The organism is Necropsobacter rosorum (assembly GCF_964241405.1).
Classification (GTDB): domain Bacteria; phylum Pseudomonadota; class Gammaproteobacteria; order Enterobacterales; family Pasteurellaceae; genus Necropsobacter; species Necropsobacter rosorum.
Window position 1 is genome coordinate 465055 of sequence record NZ_CAXSXF010000002.1, and the last position, 26017, is coordinate 491071.

Below are 26017 nucleotides of genomic sequence, written 5' to 3' on the forward strand. Positions count from 1 at the left end.
TCAAGTTTGCGAAAGTGCGGTGATTTTTACCGCACTTTTATCAGTTAAGCCAGTGCTTCAGTCACTAACGCCTGTTGTTGTTCCGTATGCAACGCCATATAGCCCACCGCCGGCGAAGCGGAAGCCGGACGGCCGACATAACGCAGTTTGCCCGCCGCCGGAAGCGATGTCACAAAATTATGCTGGCTACAATACCAAGCGCCTTGATTTAACGGTTCTTCCTGACACCAGACATAATCCGTGACGTGGTTATAAGGCGCCAGTGCCGCTTTCATTTCCTCATGCGGATAAGGATAAAGCTGCTCTACCCGGATAATGGCCACATCGGTCTGTTGATTTTTACGGCGTCGCTCCAGCAAATCATAATATACTTTGCCGGCACACAGCACGACCCGTTTGACCTTTTTCGGATTAAGCTCATCAATTTCACCGATGACATTACGGTATTTGCCCTGCACCAGTTCTTCTTTGCTGGAAACCGCCAACGGATGACGCAATAAGGATTTCGGCGTAATCACCACTAACGGGCGGCGCACCTTGCGCAGCATTTGACGGCGCAGTAAATGGTAAATCTGAGCCGGGGTGGACGGCACGCAAACCTGCATATTCTGCTGGGCGCAAAGTTGCAGATAGCGTTCTAGACGGGCGGAGGAATGCTCCGGCCCCTGTCCTTCATAACCGTGCGGCAGCAACATGACCAGCCCGCACATTCTGCCCCATTTCTGTTCGCCGGAGCTGATAAACTGATCCATCACCACCTGCGCCACATTGGCGAAATCGCCGAATTGCGCCTCCCATAGGGTTAAGGTGCGCGGGGTTGCGGTGGCATAACCGTATTCATATGCCAGCACCGCCTCTTCCGACAATACCGAATCCCAGACTTCAAAATGCCCCTGCTGACCATGCAGCTGGGTTAGCGGAATATATAACGTGCCGTCTTTCTGGCTGTGCAGCACCGCATGACGATGGAAGAACGTACCGCGCCCGCAATCCTCGCCGGACAAACGCACGTTATAGCCTTCGTCCAGCAGCGTGGCATAGGCCATGGTTTCCGCCATGCCCCAGTCAAACAGTTTCTCGCCTTTTGCCATCAACAGGCGATCGTCGTAAATTTTCTTCACCCGCGCATGCAGCGGATGAGAGGCCGGATACTCGCAGACCTTATTTGCCAGACCGTCGAACCGTTGCGGGTCGATACTGCTTTCGTATTCCGTCCATTCCTGACTGAGGAATCGGGTCCAGTCCATGGCCTCCATATCCATTTCGCGCCATTCCGACACCACACAATCACCGTTATCCAAGGCGTCGCGGTAGTTATTGATTAATTCCGTGACATATTCTTCGTCCACCACCCCGGCGGCCATTAAGCGATCGGCATAGACTTTGCGCGGCGTCGGGTGCCGTTTGACTTTTTCATACATCAACGGCTGAGTGACCGACGGTTCATCGGCTTCATTATGCCCGTGGCGACGGTAAGAAATCAGATCAATAAAAATATCGCGTTTAAATTTAACCCGGAATTCCACCGCCATACGCGCGGCATAAGCCACCGCCTCCGGATCATCGCCGTTGACATGAATCACCGGCGCTTCAATCATTTTAGCGATATCGGTACAGTATTCCGTCGAACGGGTATCATGCGGGTTGGAGGTGGTAAAGCCGATCTGATTATTGATTACCACCCGAATCGTACCGCCGACGAAATAACCGCGGGTCGCCGACATATTCAGCGTTTCCTGTACGACGCCCTGTCCGGCCACGGCGGAATCGCCATGCACCGTAATCGGCAGCACTTTAGCGCGTTCCGTATCCTGAATCCGGTTCTGGCGCGCCCGCACGGAACCTAACACCACCGGGTTGACGATCTCCAGATGCGACGGGTTAAACGCCAGCGCCAAATGAACAATACCGTTATCGGTCATAAAATCGGAGGAAAAACCCTGATGGTATTTCACATCGCCGGTGCCGTTGCCATGGTGTTTGCCGGCAAATTCGTCAAACAGTTCCGCCGGCTTTTTACCCAGCACGTTCACCAGCATATTCAAGCGTCCGCGGTGCGCCATGCCCATCACGATTTCATTGATCCCGTTGCGTCCGCCGTGGCGGATAATTTCTTTCATCAACAGAATAAACGCATCGCTGCCCTCTAACGAAAACCGTTTTGCGCCGGGAAATTTGGCGCCGAGATAACGCTCCAGCCCGTCGGCGGCGGTCAGTTCTTGCAGAAATTTAAGCTGTTCTTCTTTGTTAAACAACGGTTTATTCAACCGGTTTTCAAGTTTGCTCTGTAGCCAAGTGCGCGCCTCAAGATCATTGACGTGCATAAATTCCAGCCCGATGGTGCTGCAATACGTTTCTTTCAAAGCATGCGCCAAATCACGCAGGCTGATTTTATCTTTATCGTAAACATAACCGCCGATATCAAATTCTTCGTCCAGATCCGCATCGCTGAAACCGTAAAATTTATAGTCCAGCGTCGGGGCATCCATACGCTGCCACAGTTTGAGCGGGTCAAGATCCGCATGTAAATGCCCGCGGTTGCGGTGCCCGTTTATCCATTGCAGCACTTTGACCAGTCTGGCGCTGACGTTCGGGTCAATGACGGTGGCGCCGTTGTGCGATTTATCGCGCGCCAGCCGTTTAAAATAGTCACGAACCGGGGAATGGGGTTGTTCAAGTGCGGTTGATTTTGGAAGAGAATTAAAGATGTGTTGCCAGCTTTCATCGACGGAATCCGGATCCCGGAGGTAATCCTCATAAAGTTGTTCCACATAAGACTGATTTGCGCCGCCAAGCGCGCTGGAGGCTAACCATTCGCTGATTGGATTGTTTTGTTTCATTGCGACCACCTGATTCGATTTGATAGCGATATAGGGTGTAAAACCGTATTCAACCTATTATACATAGGATTCGGTAATAAACATCCTCTGTTTTAAGTTGAATAGTCACCCGAACAATTAAAAAACAAATTTCCCCGATAATCAACAAATTTACTTAACAAATTCTTAACATTTTTTCTATTTTTTGATCTCCCTCTCATTTTTAAAAATAACATTTATTTAACAAATATTTTTTTGCAAAATTATAAAGACAGTCGGTAAATAACAGGTTATATTGAACCAACTATAAAAAAGACACGCCTATACAAACACAACGTCAATCTTACTATTAAATTAAGAAGGAATATCCTATGACTGAATTAACCGCAAAACTTTCTCTCAGCGACGGTCGTGAACTGAATCTGCCTGTGCGTCAGGGTACGCTCGGTTACGACACCATTGATGTTCAACAATTGGTCAAAAATAAGTTATTTACCTTTGACCCGGGCTTTATGTCCACCGCCTCCTGCGCCTCGGAAATTACCTATATCGACGGCGACGAAGGTATTTTGCTGCACCGCGGCTATCCTATCGCCGATCTTGCGCAAAATGCGGATTATCTGGAAGTGGCTCACCTGCTGTTATTCGGCGAACGCCCGAATGCCGAAGAATATAAAAACTTCGTTCAGCTGGTACGCAAACACACGCTGGTTCACGAACAGATTTCCCGTTTCTTCCACGGTTTCCGCCGCGACTCGCACCCGATGGCGATCATGTGCGGGGTGAGCGGCGCGCTGGCGGCGTTCTATCATGATTCACTGGATATTAACGATATTGAACACCGTGAATTAACCGCCATCCGTTTATTGGCGAAAATGCCGACGCTGGCGGCGATGTGTTACAAATATTCCATCGGTCAGCCGTTTATGTTCCCGGTCAATAAACTGTCTTATTCCGGTAACTTCCTGCATATGATGTTCGCCACCCCTTGCGAACCTTACGAAGTCAATCCGGTGCTGGAACGGGCGATGGACAGAATTTTTATTCTGCACGCCGATCACGAACAAAACGCCTCCACCTCGACCGTGCGTACCGCCGCCTCTTCCGGCGCCAATCCGTTTGCCTGTATCGCGGCGGGCATTGCCTCCTTATGGGGGCCGGCGCACGGCGGGGCAAATGAAGCCTGCATCAATATGCTGGAAGAAATCGGCAGCGTCGATCGTATTCCGGAATATATCGCCCGGGCAAAAGACAGAAATGATCCGTTCCGCTTAATGGGCTTCGGCCACCGCGTATATAAAAACTACGACCCGCGCGCTAAAGTGATGCGTAAAACCTGTCATGAAGTGCTGCAGGAACTCGGTATTAGCACACCATTATTTGAAGTGGCCATGGAACTGGAACGTATCGCGTTAAGTGATCCGTATTTTATCGAACACAAACTCTACCCGAATGTGGATTTCTATTCCGGCATCATCTTAAAAGCCATCGGTATTCCTACCTCAATGTTCACCGTGATGTTCGCACTGGCAAGAACCGTCGGCTGGATCGCTCACTGGAAAGAAATGTTCAAACCTGGCAATATGAAAATCGTTCGCCCGCGCCAGCTTTATGTCGGCCATACCCAGCGTCCGTTCGAACCGATGGATAAAAGCTAATTAAAACACCGCAAAAAAATACCGCACTTATGTCTCACAGTGCGGTATTTTTTATCATCGATAAATTAATAAGTTAAATGCGGTGCGATTTGTTCAGCCGTTTTACGACCGATTCCCGGCACCTTGGATAAATCCGCGGCGGATTTGATTTTACCCGCTTTATTACGGTATTCGATAATCGCTTTCGCCTTTTCTTCACCGATGCCGGATAATTTCTGCAAAGTGGCGGAATCGGCTTTATTAATATTGATTTTACGTTTTACCGTCACCGTTTCTTTTTTCACTGCCGAACCGTGCTCAGTGACCACTTTTTTGACGTGAGTGGTTTTATCCACCGCATTGGAACGCACTTTTTCCACCGACTCGGTTTTCATCGTACCGGTTTTTTCTTTCACAGCCGCCGCTTTATCCTGCATATTCCGCTTCGCCGACTGCATTTCGCCGAGGCTTTCCTGCTTCATTGTCTGAGCAGTTTTTTTCGCACTATCCTGTGCACTCTGCATCGGATTTTCCGCCGCAAAAGATACCGCAGAAACCGCCAACGCGACACTTAATGCCAATACTGATTTTAATAATTTCATATAAGCTCCTTAGTTATTAAACAGTAACAAAACTGTAACGTTAGACTCACAAAATCCTCATTAGTTCAATCCGTTAATTATTTCCACCGCACTTTATGTACCGAAACGGCTTGATTTTATAGATAAAAAATAAAATATTTGTTAGATTTTTAAATCAATTATAAAAAAATAAACGCCTCTAATATTTCCGTAAAAATTCATTGCAAGCCGCGTCAATCTACTGTATATCTTTACTTCGTCTGTAACAAAATGCCGACGCAACATCGCTTAATTATGCTTAATTCACAATAGGAGCAACGATATGAAAAAATTACTAAAACTCTCTCTTATTGCCGGAATGGCCGCCACTGCGTTTTCCGTTCAGGCGGAAGACAAATTCGTGACCATCGGCACCGGCGGTCAAACCGGTGTGTACTATGTCGTGGGGCAGTCTATCTGTCAGCTGGTCAACCGCGATACCGCCAAAACTCAAATCAAATGCAATGCGCCGTCCACCGGCGCATCCGTGGCGAACCTGAATGCTATCGCCGCTCATCAAATGGAAATGGGTATTGCGCAATCCGACTGGCAATATCACGCCTATAACGGTACCAGCTCCTTTGCAGGGAAAAAGAATGACAAATTACGCGCCGTATTTTCCCTTCACCCGGAACCTTTTACACTCATGGCGCGTGATGATTCAGGCATTAACAGCTTTGATGATCTGAAAGGCAAACGCGTCAATGTCGGTGATCCGGGTTCCGGCACCCGTGCAACGATGAATGTCATTCTGGCGGCAAAGGGCTGGACCGATAAAGAGTTCAAAGTGGCTTCGGAACTAAAACCGGCGGAAATGGCCTCGGTTATGTGTGACAACAATTTAGATGCCATCACCTATAATGTCGGTCATCCGAACGGTGCGTTAAAAGAGGCGGCGGCATCCTGTAATGCTCATTTGGTACCGGTTTCCGGCGAAGCCATCGACAAACTGGTCGCCGATAATCCTTATTATGCCAAGGCGACGATTCCGGGCGGTTTATATAAAGGCACCGACAATCCGATAGACACATTCGGGGTGTACGCCACGTTAGTGACGTCTGCCGATGTGGATGACGATCGCGTTTATGCCGTCGTTAAAGCGGTATTCGATAATTTTGACCGTTTCAAACGCCTGCATCCGGCATTTGCCAATCTGAAAGAGCAGGATATGATCAAAAACGCCTTATCGGCACCGCTGCATGACGGTGCGGTACGTTATTATAAAGAACGCGGCTGGATACAATAACGCTGATCGCCGCCTCAGGCAGGCTTTGCCTGCCTGTTTCCTTTAATAAAACATCATTTTGACATCAATATCATTATTTCCGGAGAGCTTATGTCCGTAAAATCCAAAACCGTCGATTATGATGATTTGCAGGATATCGTCGCGTCCAATGATTCCGGCGGGCGTAATCCTGCCGGATTCACAAAAAAACTGATCATCGTGACTGCAATTTTATGGTCGCTTTTTCAACTTTATTACACCTCCCCTTTGCCTTATTGGTTACAGGAAGTTATCCGCGGCTGGGGATGGAATCTGAATGTAGTGATTGACGATACCAAAGCACGTTCCGTTCATCTGGCTTTTGCACTGTTTCTGGCTTATCTCGCCTTTCCCGCATTTGCCACATCGCCGAAAAACCGCGTACCCTATCAGGACTGGTTGTTCGCCGTACTGGGAGCGTTTTTAGGTGCATACTATATTTTCTTTTATGAAGGGCTGGTGACCCGTTTCGGCGCACCCAATATGCAGGATATTATTGCCGGCTGTCTGGGGGTCATCTTATTGCTGGAGGCCTGTCGCCGCAGTCTGGGCTTACCGTTAGTTATCATCGCCGTTGTATTTCTACTCTATAATTACTTTGGCCAGTATCTGCCGGGTGATTGGATCATCAGTCACCGTTCCGGATCGCTGTCACAAATCGTTAACCAGCAATGGGTCACCACAGAAGGCGTGTTCGGCGTTGCACTCGGTGTATCGACCAAATATGTGTTCTTGTTTGTGTTATTCGGCGCCTTATTGGATAAAGCCGGTGCCGGCAACTATTTTATCAAAACCGCATTCGCCTATCTGGGGCATTTACGTGGCGGCCCGGCCAAAGCGGCGGTGGTTTCTTCCGGCTTAACCGGTCTGATTTCCGGCTCCTCCATTGCAAATGTTGTCACCACCGGAACATTCACTATTCCCATGATGAAACGGGTCGGATTTTCCGCCGAGAAAGCCGGCGCGGTGGAAGTGGCCTCATCGGTCAACGGGCAGATTATGCCGCCGGTAATGGGAGCGGCTGCGTTCTTAATGATCGAATATGTCAACATGCCGTACAGTCAGCTCATTGTTCATGCCGCATTGCCGGCATTAATTTCCTATATCGCACTCGTGTATATCGTACATCTGGAAGCACTGAAAATGAATCTGCAAGGGCTGCCGCGCACGGATCCGCCGAGTTCACTGCCGGTAGTCTTGTTAAAAATCGTCACCGCAATATTAGTGGTGATCGGTCTGGTTATCGGTGTGAATTTCTCCCTCGGCTGGATCAAAGGGCTGACACCGGATTATGCGTTTTTCATCGTCTGCGCGATTCTTGCAGTGGTTTACCTTGTTTTGATTCGGCGTGTGGCAAAATTTCCCGATCTTGACATCGACGATCCGAATGCGCCGGTAATGCGTCTGCCTTCCGCCAAACCGACGGTTAACGCCGGGCTGCATTTTTTAATTCCGGTCGTGATCCTGATTTGGTGCTTAATGGTAGAAATGCTGTCGCCGGGGCTTTCCGCATTCTGGGGTATTGTTGCGCTGGCGGTGATTTTAGTTACGCAACGGCCGTTACTGAATTATTTCCGCCGCCAGCCCGTTAACGCACAGCAATTTCTTAGCGGTCTGCAAGCGTTTATTCAGGGATTGGAAACCGGCGCACGCAATATGATCGGTATCGGTATCGCTACCGCAACCGCGGGCATTATTGTCGGCGTCGTGTCATTAACCGGTTTCGGCGTACAGCTTTCCGGTATCATTGAAATGCTGTCCATGGGCAATATCGTACTGATGCTGATTCTGGTGGCGATCTTCAGTTTAATCCTCGGAATGGGGCTGCCGACCACGGCAAACTATATCGTCGTTTCCTCCCTAATGGCGCTGGTGATTGTCGAGGTGGGCAAACAAAACGGTTTAATTGTGCCTCTTATCGCCGTCCATTTGTTCGTGTTTTATTTCGGCATTATGGCGGATGTCACCCCGCCGGTCGGGCTGGCGTCTTTTGCGGCGGCGGCGGTCTCCGGCGGAAATCCGATCAAAACCGGTATGGTGGCGTTTTTCTATAGTCTGCGTACCGCAATTCTGCCTTTTCTGTTTATTTTCAACACGGATTTACTGCTGATCGATGTCGGCTGGGTTAAAGGCACGCTGGTCGCCGTAGTTTCCACCATCGCCATACTGGCATTCACCGCCGCCACAATGAACTATTTCTTTGTGAAAAACAAATGGTGGGAAACGCTGGGGCTGATTATTGCCGCCTTTATGATCTTCCGTCCGGGATTCTTTATGGAATATATCTCGCCGACCTCACATCATGTAGCGCCGGTGAATTTCGTGCAGGAGCTGGAAAACACACCGGCAGGAAAAACCGTCACGCTGAAAGTTGCCGGCGTCAATCCTTACGGCAAGGCGGTCGAGTTCTACTCCGAGCTTGAAGTGCCGGAAGGTGCAACAGGCGAAGCGCGCCTTAACGCACTGGGGCTAACCTTATTGAACACGCAGGAACAGATTGAAATCAACGGCAATACCAGCGATAAAATCATTATTGATATGGTGGAAATGGATTCGCCGGCGGCAAAAGCCGGTCTCAACTGGGATCAAACCCTGCTTGACGTTTCATTGCCGCTAGTTTCTGTACCGAAAGAATGGATGTTTATTCCCGGTTTAGTCATCATCGCCGCTCTCGGCTGGAACCAACGCCGCAGAGCGAAAAACGTGTAAAAAACAGACCGTACTTTTGCCCCGCTAAGTGCGGTTAATTCATCCCAAGGATATGCTATGTATAACAATCTTTTGATAGCCATTGATTTGAGTAACCTGACCAGCGCCAAATATGTCGTTGATACGGCGCTTAAGCTCACCGGCGATAATCCTGATACGATTTACCGCGTGGTCACGATTATCGAACCTATTGACGACAGTTTCATCTCGGCGTTTTTACCGAAAAATTTCGATAAATCCGTCATTGAAGAAGCCAATAAAACATTACATGAATTTACCCAGGCAAATTTCCCGCAAACGGCTAAAGTGCAGCACATTGTCGCACACGGCACGATTTATGAGGAAATCAACCGGATTGCCGAAGAAAAATCGGTAGATTTAATTATCATGCTGGCCAGCAGCAAACCGAATTCCAAAGGCCTGAGCAGCAACACGGTTAAGGTGGCGCGCAACGGTGACAAACCGATTCTGATTTTAAAATAGCCATAAGCAAAATGCGGTCAAAATTCTATCTGTTTTTTGACCGCACTTTTCAACTTTTCAATTAACGTATTCCGTGTCGGTTCGCCTTAACCTGCCGTCAGAAACGGGTTATGTTGTTTTTCCTGTCCGATTGTGGTGTAGGCGCCGTGTCCGGCGATAATGATCATGTCATCCCCCAAAGGGAATAATTTCTGCCGAATCGAATTTAACAGCGCCTGATGATCGCCGCCGGGAAAATCCGTTCTGCCGATGCTGTTTTGAAATAACACATCGCCGGTAAACGCCACCTGCTTACTGTGTTCAATAAAACCGATATGTCCCGGCGTATGTCCCGGCAGCTGTAAAACCTCCAGCTGTAATTGGCCGATGCGGATGATCTCGCCGTTTTCATTCAGCCAGCGATCGGGCCGAAAGCTGTCGACTTCAAATAACATACCGAATTTTTGCGACTGCTGCGGCAGATTGGCAAACCAGTAATCATCCGCCTGATTCGGCCCCCAAATCTCGACCTGAAAATGTGCCTTTAATTTCGGCGCCGCCCCGACATGATCCAGATGACCGTGAGTCAGTAAAATCCGTTTTAACTGTAATCCGAGCGCTTCGATACGGCGGATGAGTTTGTCCGCTTCGCCGCCCGGATCGATAATCGCAGCGTTCTTTTCCTCATCCCAGATTAACGAGCAATTTTGCTGAAATCCGGTAACCGGCATAATTTCAATTTCCATGTTATGTCCTTTTATTCCCAATAAACAAAACCGCAGTAAACTGCGGTTCCGGTAAAAATAGCGCCTGTGCGAATAATCAGCTGCCACTCCAGCTGCGCACCGGGCCGGTATCCACATGCACAAAATTACTGCGCGGATAATAGCCCACGCCACCGTTTTTCAGCCCTTCCGCCGCTTTTTTAACTTTCGCCAGCGAGACACCGTCGATGCGGAAATCGATCGCCTGACCGCGCATGTGATAACTATTGCTGGCAACCCCGCGGCTCTGGCGACGCATGGCCGCGTTACTGGCCGGCGAACGGTATCCGCAGATAATCTGAATTTCCGTGTGACGCAGTCCCAGACTGTTCTGAATACGATAAAATTTAGAAAACAGGTTAGGATCCATGCGGTGAATCTGATTATTGCGTTTATCGCGCAGCAAGTAATCCAATTTTTTCAAATGCGCGGAAGAAAAGCCTTTGCCAATACCGAACTCAGCGCTGAATTTATCGCCGGTATTGATATTTCTGAAACTGAGAATGCGCGGTTTAGGTGTGGACACCGTGGCTAACACGGAATGAGGTAAGAGAGACGCCCCTAAAATAATGCCGCCGAGCGATAACCATTTGCGGCGATGCTGATCAATTTCATTCATTATGTTGACTCTAAATTTACAATAATTTACTTACGGCAGTTATAATTACCATAAGTTGGTAAAAAGGTCAAAAAAATATCATTCTTAATAGCAAAAAAGCGGGAAGATTCACCGCTTTTTTGTTCTATACAGCTAAAAAGACAACGTGCCGCTCTCCTCTGCGCATTGATATATCATGCCGTAAATGAATCCGCAGCGGTTGAACGACGCCCGAACCGTCAGTTAGTGCAAATATTTTTTTACCGTCTGCCAGTTGATGTAACTTAAATTCGGGATCACATCATAGTCATAAATATCCGGCAGGGTGTAAATCTGCCCTTTATCCACCCAGCGGGTAACATAATATAAATAAACGGGATTGTCGGACTGAATATTCGCCCAAGTCGTCCGACGGCTGTCCAGCACCTTACGTTTTTTATCGGCGGACCAGCCGGCTTCGTTTAACAGAATTGTCGCCAGCTGATCGGATTGTTCCACCCGGATACAGCCGGAACTCAGCGCGCGGTCTTTCTGCTTAAATAAATTATGATTCGGCGTGTCATGCAGATAAATGGCATCCGAGCTTGGCATGTTGAATTTATAATTGCCCAGCGCGCTGTCGCCCGGCGCCTGACGCAGGCGATAAGGGAATTTACTGCCGATGGTTTCCCAGTTAATCGAATACGGATCAACCGCATTGCCTCTGGCATCCAGAATCGTGTAACCATTACGCGCCACATAACTCGGATCCCGTTTGATTTTCGGTACCAGATCCTCATTGATTAAACGGGTGGTCGGATTCCACGGCGGATTGACCACCACATTATTTAATTTACTGTACATCACCGGGGTTTTACGCGCCTTTTTCCCCACAATCACCCGCGAATCCAAAATTAAACGCCCGTCGCGGTAATAATTCAGTTTATAACTGGGAATATTCACAAAAATGCCGTTGTCAAAGCTCGGAATCACGCGCAGCCGCTGCGCGTTAATGGCCAATTTATATACGTCGGCAATATTGTTTCCTTCGCTGCCCACCAACATGGCGAGCTTATTAACCGTTTGTTTGTACAGACTGTTGCTGCTCGACAGCCGCGCCACAAATGCCGCATTTTCATTATGTTTCACCGCACCGAGCCAGTCTTGAACGGTGTTTTCATCGGGCAGCGCCGACTTATAGCCATTGGCCGAATACAACCATTTCTGTGCCGAATTCATGGCATTTTTCGAATAATACAGATAATCCAGAAAGGTATCGGTCAGTACAATATCATAAATCAGGCCGCCGGTTTGTGCGGCGGCGTCGATATGTTCTAAATTCTGCGCCGCGCGGCGGGAAATACCGCTGGCGACAAACGCGGCGTATTCATGCAGAAACTGCTTGCGTGCCGCCTCGTCTTCCCACAGCAGCACATAATCGTTTTGCGCATAAATTTTGGCGATTTCGGATTTAAACTGTAATTGCCGGGTATCGATCACATCGGCCAGACGCGATTCCGCCTGTTCCTGCTGTTCGGCGTAAAGGCGCGCTTCTTCCGCTTGTTTTTCTATCGCCAGTTGTTGTTCAATCGCCTTTTGTTCCACGGCCAACTGTTCGTCCGTCAGGGTAATGAGTTCCTTCGCCTCGGTAAGTCCCGCCTGCACAATCGGTGCGGGATCAATCACGCCGTTTTTCGCATCGGCGACCGCACTGCCGATATAAGCGCAAGACATCAATAAAGCCGCTGCATTTGCAAACTTGTATGAAGTCGGTTTTAACATTCCGTCGTTCCTTAAAATTAACAAAAAAACTACCGCACTTTGGGGTTGTGAAGAAAACAAAGTGCGGTCAAAAAATAATTAGTTTTTCACATTCGGCTGCGCGTCTCGGGTTTTCTCGCTGTCAATCCTCACCCAATCCGCCGCCATTTTCTCCGCTTCTTTCAGATAAAAATCCGGCCCTTCATAATCTTTCGGCAGGCTGTCGAGATCTTTCAGCGCTTTCCTGCCCTCCCGTTTAAAGCGGGCATTGAGATCTTTCAGCCGTTTCGCATCGTCTTTATCATTTTCCGCCTTGCGTTTGGCAAAGTTAAGGGATAAAAACTTACGCTCGCGGCGTTCATCACGAATGTTTAAATCTTCATTCAGGGTAATAAACTCCGGATCTTTGGCAATACGCGCAACATGTTTTTCCTGCAACGCGGCAACCGCATCGCGCGCATGACCGCTTTCGGAATAAGATGCCGGCGGCACTTTATCCCAAGGCAGGGCATTATCTTCTTTTTCCTCGCCGTTTTCCTTCGCATCAATCACTTCCGGGAAGGTAATATCCGGCGCCACACCTTTTAACTGCGTGCTGCCGCCGTTAATGCGATAAAATTTCTGCACCGTATATTGAATCAGTCCCAGCGGGGTTTGATCCAAATCGTACACAAAATTCAACGAACGGCTTTGCTGTACGGTGCCTTTACCGAACGTATTCTGTCCGATAATAATACCGCGGTTATAATCCTGAATCGCCGCCGCAAAAATTTCCGATGCCGAGGCGCTGAAACGGTTGATCATCACCAGTAACGGGCCGGCGTAAACCTGTGCGGTATCCGGATCTTCATGAATGCGGATACGTTGGTAAGCGTCGCGCACCTGAACCACCGGACCGTCGCTGATAAACAGCCCGCTGAGCCCTACCGCTTCGGTTAAGGCGCCGCCGCCGTTCTCACGCAGGTCGATGATCAGCGCACGGGCTTTTTTCTCTTTAATTTCCGCCAGCAATTTTCTGACGTCTTCCGTTAAGCCCAGATAAAAACTCGGGATTTTAATCACGGCGATCTTTTCACCATCAACCTTCTCAACCGTCAGTTTAGCGGCCTGATCCTCCAGCCGGACTTTATCGCGCACCAGCGTAATAATGCGGGATTTTCCGCCCTTCGCCGGTTCGATTTCGAGCCGGACTTTACTGCCTTTTTTCCCTTTAATCTTGTCAACGATATCTTCCAGACGCCAACCGACGACATCTTCAATTTCGCCGCTTGCCTGCCCGATACCGATAATCTTATCGCCCGCTTTAATCTTTTTGCTGCGTTCCGCCGGGGCGCCGGGCACTAAGGATTTAATCACGGTTTCATCATCTTCCGACTGCAAAGTCGCGCCGATGCCTTCCAGAGACAGATTCATGCTTTCGTTAAAACTTTTCGCGGTTCTCGGCGCCAGATAGCTGGTGTGCGGGTCAATTTCGCGGGCGAAAGCATTCAGATAAATCTGTACGATATCGTCCGCTTTGGTTTGGGTTAAGCGGCGGATCGCCAGATTATAACGGTTGGTCAGTTTGCTTTTGATTTCCGGCCATTTTTTATCTTTCAGTTTTAAACCGATAATATCGTTTTTAACCCGCTGTTCCCAAAGTTTATTCGCCTCTTGCTCGGTGGCCGGCCAAGCGGCTTTTTCACGATCGATTTCGATTTGGTCATCATCGTTCAGGCTCGGCTCTTTGTCCAGCAGCGACAACGCATATTTATAGCGTTCATAGCGGCGTTTGCTCATTAAATCGTACATCTCGAAAGCGATATTCAGTTTGCCTTCGTTCAGTTCATCATCAATTTTATCCGCATAGTTGGCGCGCATTTCATCCACATCGGATTGCAGAAAAGTATTACGGTTAAAATCCAGACTTTTCAGATAACGATCAAACACTTTGGTGGAAAATTCGTCATCCAGCTGGAATTTACGATAATGCGATTGGGTCAGACGTGTCGTGGCACGTTTGGTCGCCAGCATATTTTCTTCCGTCGGCTGAGGAATAATAATGTCCGTCGGTTTTAATTTAGGCGCAACCGCAACGGCCGGATTAACATTAATAAATAAAGTACCTAGCACCAGTGCGGCTAAATAACCTTTTGTTTTATTAAATCTCATGTAAACTTTCCTGGTTTTAGAAAAACGCCATACCATCGCAGGCACAGACATCGTCCCGCGTTGTGCGGGACGACACAATATTTTTAGGCAAACAACCGATCCGGCGTTACCGAGACGGTCAAACCGTTTTCCAGTGCGACCCGAACGCTGTCTTTATTGATCTCCAGCACAGTAGCCCGTTTGACGCTGTCACCGGCTTTCACTTTTACCCGGCTGCCTTTTTCCAGATTGCTCGGATCAATGGCGCATAAATCCGGTTTTGGCTTGCGCGGGGCTTTTTTGCCGAGCTCTTTTTTCGGTTCGCCCTGCCCATCAGCCTGACGGCGTGGCGACGGTTTTTTAGCGGCTTTCGGATTCGCGGCTTTTTCCGCCGCGCGCTGCTGCGCAATTCGGGCTTTTGCTTCGGCCAACTGCGCCGCCGCATGTTCTGCGTGTTCCGGTTCAAGAATACCGCTCGCTTCGCCGTTTAAGCCCACCCGCACGGCGCCGACTTTACAACCGTATAAATAACGCCAGTTTGAGGTATATTGACGCAACGCGTGGCGCAATTGGGTTTTGCTGACTTTCTCGTCATCCGCCAGTGCTTCTGCCAAATCCTGAAATATACCGATTTTCAACGGTTTCGCTTCGCCTTCCAGAGAAAAGCAAAGTGGGAATTTTTCCGCTAAATAGGCAATAATTTCTTTATTATTGGTTAATTTTTGGACTTCTGTCATTGTGATATTCCTGCGTACAGCCATTTTTAAATAGAAAAACGAGCGATATTTTAGCGTAAATTACGCGACAATGACAATTCTTTGATCCGAGAGAATCAGCATTTCATGCGAAATTAAGCGGCTTTATTTGAAAAAAAGTCAACTCGGTATAAAATGCGATCCCTTACGAAGGCAATTAACAGACAACATTCATGGCAAAAGCACCGGTTCACTTACAATATGCCAAATATCATATCGCATCCTGCGCAAACTGTGATGCGACGGTAGCCGTATCCGCATTGGCGCCGAATCAGCATGCCGAATGCCCGCGCTGTCATAATACGCTCAGTTCCGGCAGCCGCTGGGGATTACACCGCTGCGCCATGATTGCGCTGTCTATTTTAATTTTGATGCCTTTCGCACTGAACTATCCGCTGCTGAGTATTGATTTGCTCGGCACCCGAATCGACGCTTCGGTCTGGCAGGGCGTATGGAAAATGGCAACCCAGGGCTATCCTTATACGGCGTTTATGATTTTTTTCTGTGCGGTGTTTATGCCCATTGCGTTTGCCTTGCTGGTGATATTATTACGTCTGGCGCAGCTCATCGGGCTGAAACCGCGCAAAGTGCTGCTGGCATTGGGTTATATCAAGCCCTGGGTAATGTTCGACGTGTATCTGGTCGCCCTCGGCGTCACCATGTTTAAGGTGCGTGAATATGCCACGTTGCAAGTGGATATTTATTTGATCGCGTTTGTGTTTACCGCACTGCTGACTACGCTGCTGTTTATTAAACTGAACCTCAATGCACTATGGAACGACTTTTATCCGCAGCAACGCCTGCTGACCCGTCTGCCGCCGCAGGCGCCCTGCCTGTGTACGGAATGCCAATATACATTCCGTACGCCGCTTTTCGACAAAAAACACCGACCGCACTGTCCGCGTTGTGACAGCCGGCTGGACACACCGCCGGAAATTAAGCTACAGCGTACCTGGGCGACATTGATTGCGGGCATTATCATGATGTTCCCCGCCAATCTGCTGCCGATTTCGGTGATTTATCTCAACGGCGCAGCCTCCGCCAGCACGCTGATGTCGGGCGTTATTTCATTTGTCGAATCAGGCAGCTACTTTGTCGCTTTCGTGGTATTTACCGCCAGTATTTTCATTCCGGTCAGCAAAATATTTATTTTGCTGTATTTGCTGATTTGTGTACACTTTAATCTCAAACAGCCTATCCGGCGCCAGATGCGGTTACTGCATATCGTACATTTCGTCGGACGCTGGTCGATGCTGGATTTATTTGTGCTGGCGCTGATGATGTCATTGGTCACCCGCGGGCAGATTATTGATTTTTCCGTAGGCCCCGCCGCCTTTTATTTCGGCGCGGCGGTATTTTTAACCATGATTTCAGCGTCACAATTCGACAGCCGTTTACTTTGGAAAATTTATGACAGACAACAATCAAACCCACGCCAGCCGGGACAATGAAACCAAAATGACCGCCACAATCCGCCAGAACAGACATATCTCGCCGTTCTGGCTGCTGCCTTTCGTCGCATTTTGTATCGGGGCGATTTTATTTTTTCAGATCGTCCAGGAACAGGGTAACAGCATAAAAATCACCTTTGATAACGGCGACGGCTTAGTGGCGGATAAAACGCAGATTCGTTATCAGGGATTACAGATCGGGATTGTCAAAAAAGTCAACTTTACCGAAGATCTGAAAAAAGTCGAAGTGGTCGCCAATATTTACCCGGAAGCGAAAACCGTATTACGCAAAAACACCAAATTCTGGCTGGTACGCCCAAGCGCATCGCTGGCGGGCATTTCCGGCATTGATGCGCTGGTTTCCGGTAACTACATCACGCTACAGCCGGGAGACGGCGAAGAGGAAGACGAATTCGTGGCAGAAAGCGAAGGCCCGATCGCACAGGTTAACGACGGCGACCTGCTGATTCATCTGCTGGCCGATGATCTGGGTTCTATTTCGATCGGCGCATCGGTTTATTTTAAAAAGATCCCGGCGGGTAAAATTTATGATTACCGCTTCACCAAAGATCAGAAAAAAATCGAAATTGATGTCGTGATCGATAAGGCCTATACCCAGTTCGTTAAAAAAGACAGCCATTTCTGGAATGTCAGCGGCATTAACGCCACCGTCGGGCTTTACGGCATGCATGTCAATGTGGACAGCCTGAATGCGGTGGTTCAGGGCGCCGTCGCTTTCGACTCGCCGGCCAACAGCGCACCGGCGCAAAGCAACGAACGCTATACCCTGTATTCCAACTTACAGGCGGCGAAACGCGGCGTGGAGATTACGGTTTCGCTGCCGAATACGCCGGATTTACAGGCCGGACAGACCAGTGTGTATGCGCAGGATGTGCAAATCGGCGTGCTGTCGGAATTAAGTGCGGTGGAAAATGACGATAAAATTCTGACCGGTAAGCTGCTGATCGACCCGCACAATGCTGATTTATTTAAAGCCGGCACCAATATCGTGCTGCGCAACCAAAAGCCGAATCTGGGCGATATTACCAACTTTAAGAAAATTCTGCGCGGTCAGTATCTCGACGTGATTCCGGGCGGCGGAGAAGAAAAAACCGAGTTCACCGTTATCAAAGAAAGCGAATTGCTGCTCAAACAGCCGGATACGCTGATTGTCCACCTCACCGCCGCGGAAACCTACGGCATCAGCGAAGGTCAGGGCATTTATTACAATAATATGACCATCGGTCAAATCATCAGTCAGGATGTCCGGCCCGACGGCGTTACCTTCAAAGTGGCGATTGCCGGCGATTTCCGTTCACTGATTCATCAGGATACTCTGTTTATTGCAGCGTCGAATTTCGAGGTCAGTTTCGGCGTGGACGGTTTGCGTATGGAAGCCGCTTCGCCGGAAAAATGGCTGCAGGGCGGCATCCGCCTTATCAGCGGCAATAAACGGGGCAACGCGCGGGAAAGTTACCCGCTGTACCGGGATTTAGCCAACGCGGAAGCCGGCATTACCGACAATCAGCCGGCACCCAGCATTACCCTGACCACTAAAACCCTGCCGAGTATCAGCAAAGGCTCGCTGGTGCTGTATCGTCAGTTTGAAGTGGGCAAAATTCTGGATATCCGCCCGACCAGCAGTCATTTCGATATTGATGTGCTTATTTATCCGAAATACCAACATCTGCTGACGGCAAAAAGCCTGTTCTGGGTGGAAAGTGCGGCGCAAATCGACATCACGCCGAAGGGCATCAGCATTCAGGCTTCCCCGGTGGGACGCTCGCTGAAAGGCGCCATCAGCTTCGACAACAGCGGTTCGGGCGGCAATAAAACCCTGTATCCGAACGAACTGCGCGCCAAATCCGCAGGTCAGGTAATTACGTTAACCGCGGAAGACGCCACCAATCTGAGCAAAGGCATGAGTCTGCGCTATATGGGATTAAACGTGGGCGAAATCGACCAGATTCGTTTGTCAAAAGAACATAAAATTATCGCCACCGCTCTGATTAACCCGAATTACATGGCGCTTATCGCTAAAGAAGGCAGCAAATTCCGCCTGATTTCACCACAGATTTCCGCCGGCGGCATCGAAAATCTGGACAGTCTGCTGCAACCGTATATTGATGTGGAAACCAACGGCGGCAACCGAAAAACGGAATTCCGTCTGGCCCAGTCCGCGCCGGCTAACAATAAATACGGCAACGGTTTCCCGCTGGTGCTGGAAACCACCGATGCCACCAATATTACGGCCGGCTCGCCGGTGATGTACCGCGGCGTGCAGGTCGGCACAATCCGCTCGCTAGAACTGAACAGACTGGGCGATCGGGTGTTTGTGCATATTTTAATCGCCGACCAACATAAACAGCTGGTTCGCCAGAATTCGGAATTCTGGATTGCCGCCGGTTACGGCATGGAGCTGGGCTTAAACGGCCTTTCCATCAATACCGGTTCAATGCAGCAATTACTGAAAGGCGGCATTGCATTCTCCACGCCGTCAGGCACGGTGATACAGCCGCAGGCCAAACCGAATCAGCATTTCTTATTGCAGATAAAACGGCCGAAAGAGGCGCCGAACTGGAATTCCGGCGTATTGGAAAATTAATCTTACGGGCGGATAATCCGCCCCTCTTCGATTATCGGCGGCATCGCAGAAATCAACAAATTGCCCTGTCAGCATGCCGCGCGGAAGCGGAAAAAGCCAGATTCAATCCGCCGGCTCAAGCAGCCGAATATCAAAGGCGCACCGCCATGCCGTTTCCGCTAAACGATACGGCGTTTTCAGCGCCGGGCCGCAGGAGTTGGAGCCGATGCCGCTCATTTTATAATCCACACACAACAGCGTATAGCCGCTTTCCGTCAGCTCGTCATTATGCCTTTGAGATGCCAGTTCTTCCTGCGTATAAGGTGACAGATTAAAGCTGAACGGCTGCTCGGCACAAATATGAAGCGTCGTATTTTCCGACCGCACTTTAACCAACGAACAGCCGTAATGACTGCCGTTTTCCTGCGGTTTTAAATAAGGCTGATGATTTTGCCGCGGAGTGGTTCGATAAAAACCGAGTCCGGCGGCATGATGTTTGTCAATATAGCTTTCTGTAGGCCCGTAGCCGAAATATTCCGTTTGAGCAAACTCCGCCGGCAGATAAAAACGCAGCCCGAAGCGCGGCAGAAACGGTAAGTGCGGTGCTTTTTGCGCCTGAATTTCAATCCGCAAACCGCCATCGGCATCCAGCCGATAAACTACCGTTAAGCTGACAATGCGCGCTTTCGCCACCGCAACCAACGCACTTTTTACCCGCACAATCACCTGCCCCGCCTGCTGTCGGTACTCACATGCATAAGCGCGGCTATAAGCCTGATGATAACCCGCCTCAATCCAATGGGCTTTAATCAAACCATCGTTATCCAGCGGCGCACGCCAGATATTAAAATCCAGCGGCTGTTGCAGGATGCTGTTTTGCCGATAAATCAGCTGAGTTAAAATGCCTTTTTTCTTATCAAAAACATACCGCACTTTTTCGCTTTGTATGCTCAGCGTGGCGGCGCTTTCCTCAATGCGAAAACGCCGGAAACGCCCTGCCTGCGGCGGTGCCAACATTCTCGGCAGCATTCTGCGCCCGAACAAGGCCAGTTGATCAAACCCCAGTTGATGATTTTTCTCCACCAGCGGGGTGGCGTATTTCTGATAATAGATTAAATCCAGCAGCCATAAACTGCCGTTATCCTGCGGCAATTTCAGCGGCAAAAGTGCGGTCTGTTGCGGCGCAATTTGTAGGTTATCCAGATAGCCTTCTTCGGTGACAATGCCGTTTTCCGACAGGCGGTAATGCAGGGCGATAAAATCTTGGCTGTCGGTAAAATCCAGATAATTTTTCAGCTCGACACCCTGCTCGGTCAGCCTTGCCCGCAACGGGCGCTGGACGTTTTTCAGTTCAAGCAGACTGCTCTGAACCCGCCGATCCGCAGTGACCAGCCCGTCGGCGCAGAAATTGCCGTCGTGCATATTTTCGCCGAAATCGCCGCCATAGCCCATACGTTCGGAAGCGGGCAAATAAGGCGAATGATTGCACCATTCCCACACAAAACCGCCGCAGGCGCCGGGATATTGCTGCATCGCCTGAAAATAATCCTCCGCATCGCCGCAGGAATTGCCCATGGCGTGCAGATATTCGCATAACAGATAGGGTTTGCGGTTACGCCGGTCCGCAAAATAAGCCGCCATCTCTTCAGTCGAGGTGTACATTTCGCTGTGCAGATCTAAATTCGAACAATCGTTGCGATGTGCCGAATGCTGGAAAACGGCATTTTCATAATGCACCAAACGGCTCGGATCAAACGTTTTAATCCATTGCGCCGCCGCCTCGAAATTCTCGCCGTAGCCGCTTTCGTTGCCCAGCGACCAAATCACCACCGAGGGACGGTTTTTATCGCGCTGCACATTGGCGCAAGTGCGGTCTAAAATCGCTGCGTTAAATGCCGGGTCGCGCGCCATATAACAATAATTATCAATCATTTGCTGACGCACTTGGGCTTGATCCGCCGGCGGTTTGGCCGCGAGCAGAATGCTGCTTTCCGCATGTTTTACATATACCGCATTACTGCCGTGACTTTCGATATCCGCTTCGGCGATCAGATAAAAACCGTATTGATCACATAATTCCGCAAACCACGGCGCATTGGGATAATGGGCGGTACGGATTGCGTTGAAGTTATGCCGTTTCATCAGGCGCAAATCCTCCAGCGCCTGCGCACGGCTGATACAATAGCCGGTTTTCGGATCGCTGTCGTGACGATTGACGCCTTTAAATTTAATCGGCCGTGCGTTCAGCAACAGCACGCCGTCGCGCACCTCAATGCGGCGAAAACCGATACGCTGGCAAATCACTTCCGTTCCGCAGCGGAACAACAGCGTATAAAGCCGCGGCGCTTCCGCATGCCACAATTCCACTTTATGCAGGGTAAATTCAAACTGTTTTTCCGTCACCGCCGCCAACAGCACTTCGCCTTGCGGGTCACTCAGCTGCCAGCTGATTTCGCGGGTTTGCGGCATTGCAGGTAAACCGGCGAAAGAAACGTCGATTTTCAGCACCGCACTTTCCAGATCCGCCGACAGCTCGGTTTGAATAAAAAAATCCTGTACATAATGCCGATCCCGTTCCAGCAGATACACATCGCGGAAAATGCCGGACATCCGGAATTTGTCCTGATCTTCCAGATAACTGCCGTCGCACCATTTCAGCACCGCCACATCCAGACGGTTTTCGCCGCTCAGCAGATAATCGGTAATCTCAAATTCCGACGTGCAATGGCTTATCTGGCTATAGCCGACAAACTGCCCGTTAACGTATAAAAACAGGCAGCTGTCCACCCCTTCGAAATTCAGCAGGTAGCGCTTATCGCCTTGCGGTTCAAGGTAAAAATGCCGCCGATACAGCCCGCACGGATTTTGCTGCGGCACATAAGGCGGGTCAAACGGGAAAGGATAATTGACATTGCTATATTGGTGACGGTCGTAACCGTAATTCTGCCAGTTGGCGGGCACCGGTATGCGAGCCTCCATAGGCTGGGTCAGAAAATCCGCCGGCATATCCCAGTAGCTGTCAAAATAACGAAAACCCCAGTCGCCGTTTAAATCCATAAAACAGGCGGATAATTCGCGCGGATTTTTCACCGCACTTTCCACACTGCGGTGAGGAATAAAATAAGCGTGATGCGGCGTGGTATTGACATGCAGAATCTGCGGGTTCTGAAAATAATTCGGTAAGACCATGAGCGGTTCCTCGGCAGACAACGGATGACGGCACTATAACGTACTTTTAACGCCGAAATCCCGCCGGGACGGAAAAACTGTGAACGGTATCACAAACAAAAGGCTTATTCCGCGAATAAGCCTTGCAGTATGTCATGCCGACATTAGAAGCGATATGCCAGACCGGCAAAGAACACTAACGGATCCAGTTTGATTTTCACTTCGTGATCCAAACCCAGTGCGCTAAATTTAGCCGTTGTTTTAATATGGGTGTACCACACCGCGGTATTAAAATACACATTGTCCGCCAGCTTAATATCGATACCGGCGTTCACGACCGGCCCGAAGGAATGTTTTTTCACCTCTAAATTGGTAACGTTAGGATCCAGCGCTTTTGCGCCGAAGAAACGGGTATAGTTCAGACCAGCGCCGATATACGGGCGAGAACCGGCATCCTTATCCAGAAAATAATACTGCGCATACAGGCTCGGCGGTAACTGTTTCACTTTTACCGCATTCGGAAGATAAGCCGCAACCTTACCGTTGACTACCGCCTGCGCGTTAATTTTGTGCGAGAACGGCGTTGCGCCCAATAATTCCACCCCGATATTATCGGTCAGCATATAGGTGGCGGTTAATCCCAGCTGCTGATTGTTTTTCACGTCCAGATTGACATCGACATGCGCGCCGTTTTTATTCGGGTTTTGCGTGGTCGAATCCGAGTTGGCATACACGAACACGCCACCCAAACGGCCGATAACACTTCCCGCTTCATGTGCGCTGACCGAACCGGCAACCAACGCTGCCGCCATACCCAATGCTAATGCAGTTTTTTTCATATATGAATTCCTCTATATTCAAAAAATAAATGTTTTTATCTGAAAAGGGCGATATACCCATATAGAATTTGTGTCTATTTATGACGCCGTGCAATATACCACTTTATGATTAGCTTTTTCGTGACGGAGATCAAATTTTAAAAAATTTGTTAAATCATTTTAAACCGCACTTTACACAGTTTTTTCATTGTCGGACAATGTCATTTATTTGATCTAACGCAAAAATCATCATTTTTGTGCAATTCGGCGCAAACGTTGTATAATGCCGGCATTACATTTTATTCACAATTCGGATCGAGATAATGCCAATTAATTTCACGCAAATCTTTCAGGACAGCTGGAACTTTATGCGTAATCAGCAAAAGATTACGCTGCAATTCAGCGCCTTTTTCTTTGTTGTCGCGTTTGCCGTTAATCTGCTGGCGTCAAACCTGCTGCCGGCCAATATCATGCCGGATGAGGCGGGTTCCAACGCGGCGGATCTTGAGGTCGTCGGCAATCTTATGCTCAGTAAAGACATTGTGGTACTCGGCGTGGTTCAGGTGCTGCTGAATCTGTTTATTTCCTGCTGGGGCATCATGACCTTTCATCAATTAAGCGAACGCCGCAGGCTGTCACTCGGCCAAACGCTCAATATGACGGCAAAACGTTTTGCCGGGGTATTTTTCATTAACCTGATCATTGTCTTTCCGCTGGTCATCGGATTGGCGGAATCGCTGGTCGCGCTGATCGGCAAAAACGCCCCTTCGCTGTTTTCCGTTTTCACCATTACGCTGGGAATCTTCATTTTTATCCGCCTGAATCTTGCCACCGTCCATTATCTGATCACGCAAACGGGGCTGGCGCAAACCCTGAAAGTCATCTGGCTGAGCGGTTTTAAACGAACCGGTGTGTTATTTATTTACTGTTTACTGATTTACTTCGCCCTGCCGCTTATCGTCAGAAATATTGCGGCGTTGAGCGACAATATGCTGTTCGATATCGTTATTTCATTTATTATTTCGGCGATTAACGTCTTTTCATTAATCTTCAGTTATCGCTTTTATACTTTATTTATGCAAAAGGCTCAGGCATGAAACAATTATTAGAATTTATTCCGCTGATTTTATTTTTCGCCGTTTATAAGCTGGTCGGTATCCGTGAAGCGGCACTGACCTTAATTATCGCAACGGTTATTCAGCTGGTTGTACTGAAGCTCAAATACGGTAAAATCGAAAAACAGCAGCTGGTGATGGGCGTTGCGGTGGTCTTTTTCGGGACGCTGACCGCTTATTTCAACGAACTTGAATTTTTGAAATGGAAAGTCACCGTGGTGTACGCCGTCTTTGCTTTGGCGCTGCTTATTAGTCAATACGGTTTTAAAAAGCCGCTGATTAAACAATTACTGGGCAAAGAGATTGAACTGCCTCAGCAGGCATGGGAGAATCTGAATCTGGGCTGGGTCGGCTTTTTTATCCTGTGCATGCTGGTTAATATCTTCATCAGCCGGTATTTTTCCGACGATATTTGGGTGGATTTTAAAACCTTCGGCATTCTGGGGATGACGTTTATAGCGACGCTGGCAACCGGCGTGTATATTTATCGTTACCTGCCGAAAGCGGACAATAAAGAAAAACAATAGGAAGCATCATGTCAGATTTTATTGAAACCACGACGGGCCGTCATTCAAAAGGCAGTCTTTTATTAAGAACGCTGGCAATGCCGTCGGACACCAATGCCGCCGGCGATATTTTCGGTGGCTGGATTATGTCGCAAATGGATATGGGCGGTGCCATTCTGGCGAAAGAAATCGCTCACGGGCGGGTCGTAACCGTCGCGGTGGACAGCATGACCTTTATCCGCCCGATTGCGGTCGGCGATGTGGTTTGCTGTTACGGCGAATGCGTCAAAGTCGGGCGCTCCTCCATTCAGATAAAAATCGAAGTATGGGCGAAAAAAGTCGCCAGCGAACCTATCGGCGAACGCTACTGCGTCACCGAAGCAGTCTTTACTTTTGTCGCAGTGGATCCGCAAGGCGCGCCGCGCGCGATTCCGCGCGAAAACAATCCGGAACTGGAAAAAGCATTAGCACATATTGCCGAACAGGCGCAACCATAAGGAGAACAGCATGTACTATGTCATTTTCGCACAAGATAACCCCAATACGCTGGCTCAGCGGCTGGCCGTTCGCGAACAACATCTCGCACGGCTGAAAGCTCTGCAGGCGCAAAACCGCTTACTGACCGCCGGACCGAATCCGGCAATCGACGATGAAAATCCGGCCGACGCGGGCTTTACCGGCTCGACCGTAATCGCCCGATTCGACAGTCTGGCTGCGGCTCAGGCTTGGGCCGCTCAGGATCCTTATGTTGAAGCCGGCGTCTATGGCGAGGTGATCGTCAAACCCTTTAAGAAAGTATTTTAACCGCTTGACCCGGCACTCTCCCGTTAGCCGGGAAAACACGCTTTCCTAACCCCTAATGCAAACTCAACAACAA

The 26017-nt window shown here is 49.2% G+C and carries 19 protein-coding genes; 10 read left to right on the forward strand and 9 right to left on the reverse strand.

Going from position 1 to position 26017, the window contains the following annotated elements; genetic code table 11:
• Nucleotides 1–44 precede the first annotated feature (44 nt).
• On the reverse strand, nt 45–2840 hold the full coding sequence (gene sucA, locus ACESOH_RS06130) for a 2-oxoglutarate dehydrogenase E1 component (RefSeq protein WP_373100365.1): 2796 nt from the start codon (nt 2838–2840) through the stop codon (nt 45–47).
• 350 nt (nt 2841–3190) lie between these two features.
• On the opposite strand from sucA, the gene ACESOH_RS06135 reads away from it, so the two are divergent.
• The gene (locus tag ACESOH_RS06135) at nt 3191–4477 is read left to right on the forward strand and encodes a citrate synthase (protein WP_032092955.1); all 1287 of its coding nucleotides are present in this window, start codon (nt 3191–3193) and stop codon (nt 4475–4477) included.
• 65 nt (nt 4478–4542) lie between these two features.
• Here the strand turns inward: ACESOH_RS06135 and ACESOH_RS06140 are convergent, their stop codons facing one another.
• Complete coding sequence (locus tag ACESOH_RS06140) at nt 4543–5058, reverse strand: ComEA family DNA-binding protein (protein ID WP_373100366.1); 516 nt, start codon at nt 5056–5058, stop codon at nt 4543–4545.
• A gap of 301 nt (nt 5059–5359) precedes the next feature.
• Here ACESOH_RS06140 and ACESOH_RS06145 point away from each other — a divergent pair, with 301 nt between their 5' ends.
• From ACESOH_RS06145 to ACESOH_RS06155, 3 genes are all read left to right on the forward strand, one after another.
• A complete protein-coding gene (locus ACESOH_RS06145) occupies nt 5360–6322 on the forward strand; it encodes a TAXI family TRAP transporter solute-binding subunit (protein ID WP_373100367.1) in 963 nt (320 codons plus the stop codon).
• A gap of 90 nt (nt 6323–6412) precedes the next feature.
• A complete protein-coding gene (locus ACESOH_RS06150; protein WP_373100368.1) occupies nt 6413–9049 on the forward strand; it encodes a TRAP transporter permease in 2637 nt (878 codons plus the stop codon).
• 57 nt (nt 9050–9106) lie between these two features.
• Nucleotides 9107–9532: a universal stress protein gene (locus ACESOH_RS06155; protein ID WP_032092959.1), complete on the forward strand. Its 426-nt coding sequence runs from the start codon at nt 9107–9109 to the stop codon at nt 9530–9532.
• Between the two features lie 86 nt (nt 9533–9618).
• On the opposite strand, the gene ACESOH_RS06160 is transcribed toward ACESOH_RS06155, so the two are convergent.
• The 5 genes from ACESOH_RS06160 to proQ all read right to left on the reverse strand — a co-directional run bounded on the left by ACESOH_RS06160 (nt 9619) and on the right by proQ (nt 15480).
• Entirely contained in the window at nt 9619–10257 is a 639-nt protein-coding gene (locus ACESOH_RS06160; RefSeq protein ID WP_373100369.1) for an MBL fold metallo-hydrolase, read from the reverse strand.
• Between the two features lie 76 nt (nt 10258–10333).
• Entirely contained in the window at nt 10334–10894 is a 561-nt protein-coding gene (gene mepK / locus ACESOH_RS06165; protein ID WP_032092961.1) for a peptidoglycan L,D-endopeptidase MepK, read from the reverse strand.
• 222 nt (nt 10895–11116) lie between these two features.
• Nucleotides 11117–12634 (reverse strand): L,D-transpeptidase family protein, encoded by a 1518-nt coding sequence (locus tag ACESOH_RS06170; protein ID WP_373100370.1) that lies wholly within the window; start codon nt 12632–12634, stop codon nt 11117–11119.
• Between the two features lie 78 nt (nt 12635–12712).
• Entirely contained in the window at nt 12713–14764 is a 2052-nt protein-coding gene (prc, locus tag ACESOH_RS06175; RefSeq protein ID WP_373100371.1) for a carboxy terminal-processing peptidase, read from the reverse strand.
• An 83-nt stretch (nt 14765–14847) separates the two neighbouring features.
• Complete coding sequence (gene proQ / locus ACESOH_RS06180; protein WP_373100372.1) at nt 14848–15480, reverse strand: RNA chaperone ProQ; 633 nt, start codon at nt 15478–15480, stop codon at nt 14848–14850.
• A 191-nt stretch (nt 15481–15671) separates the two neighbouring features.
• On the opposite strand from proQ, the gene ACESOH_RS06185 reads away from it, so the two are divergent.
• Both ACESOH_RS06185 and ACESOH_RS06190 read left to right on the forward strand, forming a co-directional pair.
• Complete coding sequence (locus tag ACESOH_RS06185; protein ID WP_373100373.1) at nt 15672–16949, forward strand: PqiA/YebS family transporter subunit; 1278 nt, start codon at nt 15672–15674, stop codon at nt 16947–16949.
• Nucleotides 16909–19554, forward strand: coding sequence for a PqiB family protein (locus ACESOH_RS06190; RefSeq protein ID WP_373100374.1), 2646 nt, complete (start codon nt 16909–16911; stop codon nt 19552–19554). Before ACESOH_RS06185 ends, ACESOH_RS06190 begins: the two co-directional genes overlap by 41 nt.
• A 102-nt stretch (nt 19555–19656) precedes the next feature.
• Here the strand turns inward: ACESOH_RS06190 and ACESOH_RS06195 are convergent, their stop codons facing one another.
• Together ACESOH_RS06195 and ACESOH_RS06200 are read right to left on the reverse strand one after the other, a co-directional pair.
• Nucleotides 19657–22722, reverse strand: a complete 3066-nt coding sequence (locus ACESOH_RS06195; RefSeq protein WP_373100375.1) for a glycoside hydrolase family 2 TIM barrel-domain containing protein — start codon at nt 22720–22722, stop codon at nt 19657–19659.
• A 143-nt stretch (nt 22723–22865) separates the two neighbouring features.
• Nucleotides 22866–23540 (reverse strand): OmpW/AlkL family protein, encoded by a 675-nt coding sequence (locus tag ACESOH_RS06200; protein WP_032092968.1) that lies wholly within the window; start codon nt 23538–23540, stop codon nt 22866–22868.
• 302 nt (nt 23541–23842) lie between these two features.
• On the opposite strand from ACESOH_RS06200, the gene ACESOH_RS06205 reads away from it, so the two are divergent.
• From ACESOH_RS06205 to ACESOH_RS06220, 4 genes are read left to right on the forward strand one after another with little or no spacing between them, the layout of a single operon-like run.
• On the forward strand, nt 23843–24616 hold the full coding sequence (locus tag ACESOH_RS06205; RefSeq protein WP_373100376.1) for a hypothetical protein: 774 nt from the start codon (nt 23843–23845) through the stop codon (nt 24614–24616).
• Nucleotides 24613–25161, forward strand: a complete 549-nt coding sequence (locus ACESOH_RS06210) for a septation protein A (protein ID WP_373100377.1) — start codon at nt 24613–24615, stop codon at nt 25159–25161. The genes ACESOH_RS06205 and ACESOH_RS06210 overlap by 4 nt, the downstream gene beginning before the upstream one ends.
• 8 nt (nt 25162–25169) lie before the next feature.
• Nucleotides 25170–25637 carry an acyl-CoA thioester hydrolase YciA gene (gene yciA / locus ACESOH_RS06215; protein ID WP_032092971.1) on the forward strand — a complete coding sequence of 156 codons (468 nt, stop codon included), beginning with the start codon at nt 25170–25172 and terminating at the stop codon, nt 25635–25637.
• Nucleotides 25638–25647: 10 nt separating this feature from the next.
• Nucleotides 25648–25944, forward strand: coding sequence for a YciI family protein (locus ACESOH_RS06220; RefSeq protein ID WP_032092972.1), 297 nt, complete (start codon nt 25648–25650; stop codon nt 25942–25944).
• The last annotated feature ends 73 nt before the right edge of the window (nt 25945–26017 follow it).

Coding starts and splice junctions, on each gene's coding strand:
- sucA (WP_373100365.1), bottom strand. CDS start 2,840: ATGAAACAAAACAATCCAATCAGCGAATGGTTAGCCTCCAGCGCGCTT.
- ACESOH_RS06135 (WP_032092955.1), top strand. CDS start 3,191: ATGACTGAATTAACCGCAAAACTTTCTCTCAGCGACGGTCGTGAACTG.
- ACESOH_RS06140 (WP_373100366.1), bottom strand. CDS start 5,058: ATGAAATTATTAAAATCAGTATTGGCATTAAGTGTCGCGTTGGCGGTT.
- ACESOH_RS06145 (WP_373100367.1), top strand. CDS start 5,360: ATGAAAAAATTACTAAAACTCTCTCTTATTGCCGGAATGGCCGCCACT.
- ACESOH_RS06150 (WP_373100368.1), top strand. CDS start 6,413: ATGTCCGTAAAATCCAAAACCGTCGATTATGATGATTTGCAGGATATC.
- ACESOH_RS06155 (WP_032092959.1), top strand. CDS start 9,107: ATGTATAACAATCTTTTGATAGCCATTGATTTGAGTAACCTGACCAGC.
- ACESOH_RS06160 (WP_373100369.1), bottom strand. CDS start 10,257: ATGGAAATTGAAATTATGCCGGTTACCGGATTTCAGCAAAATTGCTCG.
- mepK (WP_032092961.1), bottom strand. CDS start 10,894: ATGAATGAAATTGATCAGCATCGCCGCAAATGGTTATCGCTCGGCGGC.
- ACESOH_RS06170 (WP_373100370.1), bottom strand. CDS start 12,634: ATGTTAAAACCGACTTCATACAAGTTTGCAAATGCAGCGGCTTTATTG.
- prc (WP_373100371.1), bottom strand. CDS start 14,764: ATGAGATTTAATAAAACAAAAGGTTATTTAGCCGCACTGGTGCTAGGT.
- proQ (WP_373100372.1), bottom strand. CDS start 15,480: ATGACAGAAGTCCAAAAATTAACCAATAATAAAGAAATTATTGCCTAT.
- ACESOH_RS06185 (WP_373100373.1), top strand. CDS start 15,672: ATGGCAAAAGCACCGGTTCACTTACAATATGCCAAATATCATATCGCA.
- ACESOH_RS06190 (WP_373100374.1), top strand. CDS start 16,909: ATGACAGACAACAATCAAACCCACGCCAGCCGGGACAATGAAACCAAA.
- ACESOH_RS06195 (WP_373100375.1), bottom strand. CDS start 22,722: ATGGTCTTACCGAATTATTTTCAGAACCCGCAGATTCTGCATGTCAAT.
- ACESOH_RS06200 (WP_032092968.1), bottom strand. CDS start 23,540: ATGAAAAAAACTGCATTAGCATTGGGTATGGCGGCAGCGTTGGTTGCC.
- ACESOH_RS06205 (WP_373100376.1), top strand. CDS start 23,843: ATGCCAATTAATTTCACGCAAATCTTTCAGGACAGCTGGAACTTTATG.
- ACESOH_RS06210 (WP_373100377.1), top strand. CDS start 24,613: ATGAAACAATTATTAGAATTTATTCCGCTGATTTTATTTTTCGCCGTT.
- yciA (WP_032092971.1), top strand. CDS start 25,170: ATGTCAGATTTTATTGAAACCACGACGGGCCGTCATTCAAAAGGCAGT.
- ACESOH_RS06220 (WP_032092972.1), top strand. CDS start 25,648: ATGTACTATGTCATTTTCGCACAAGATAACCCCAATACGCTGGCTCAG.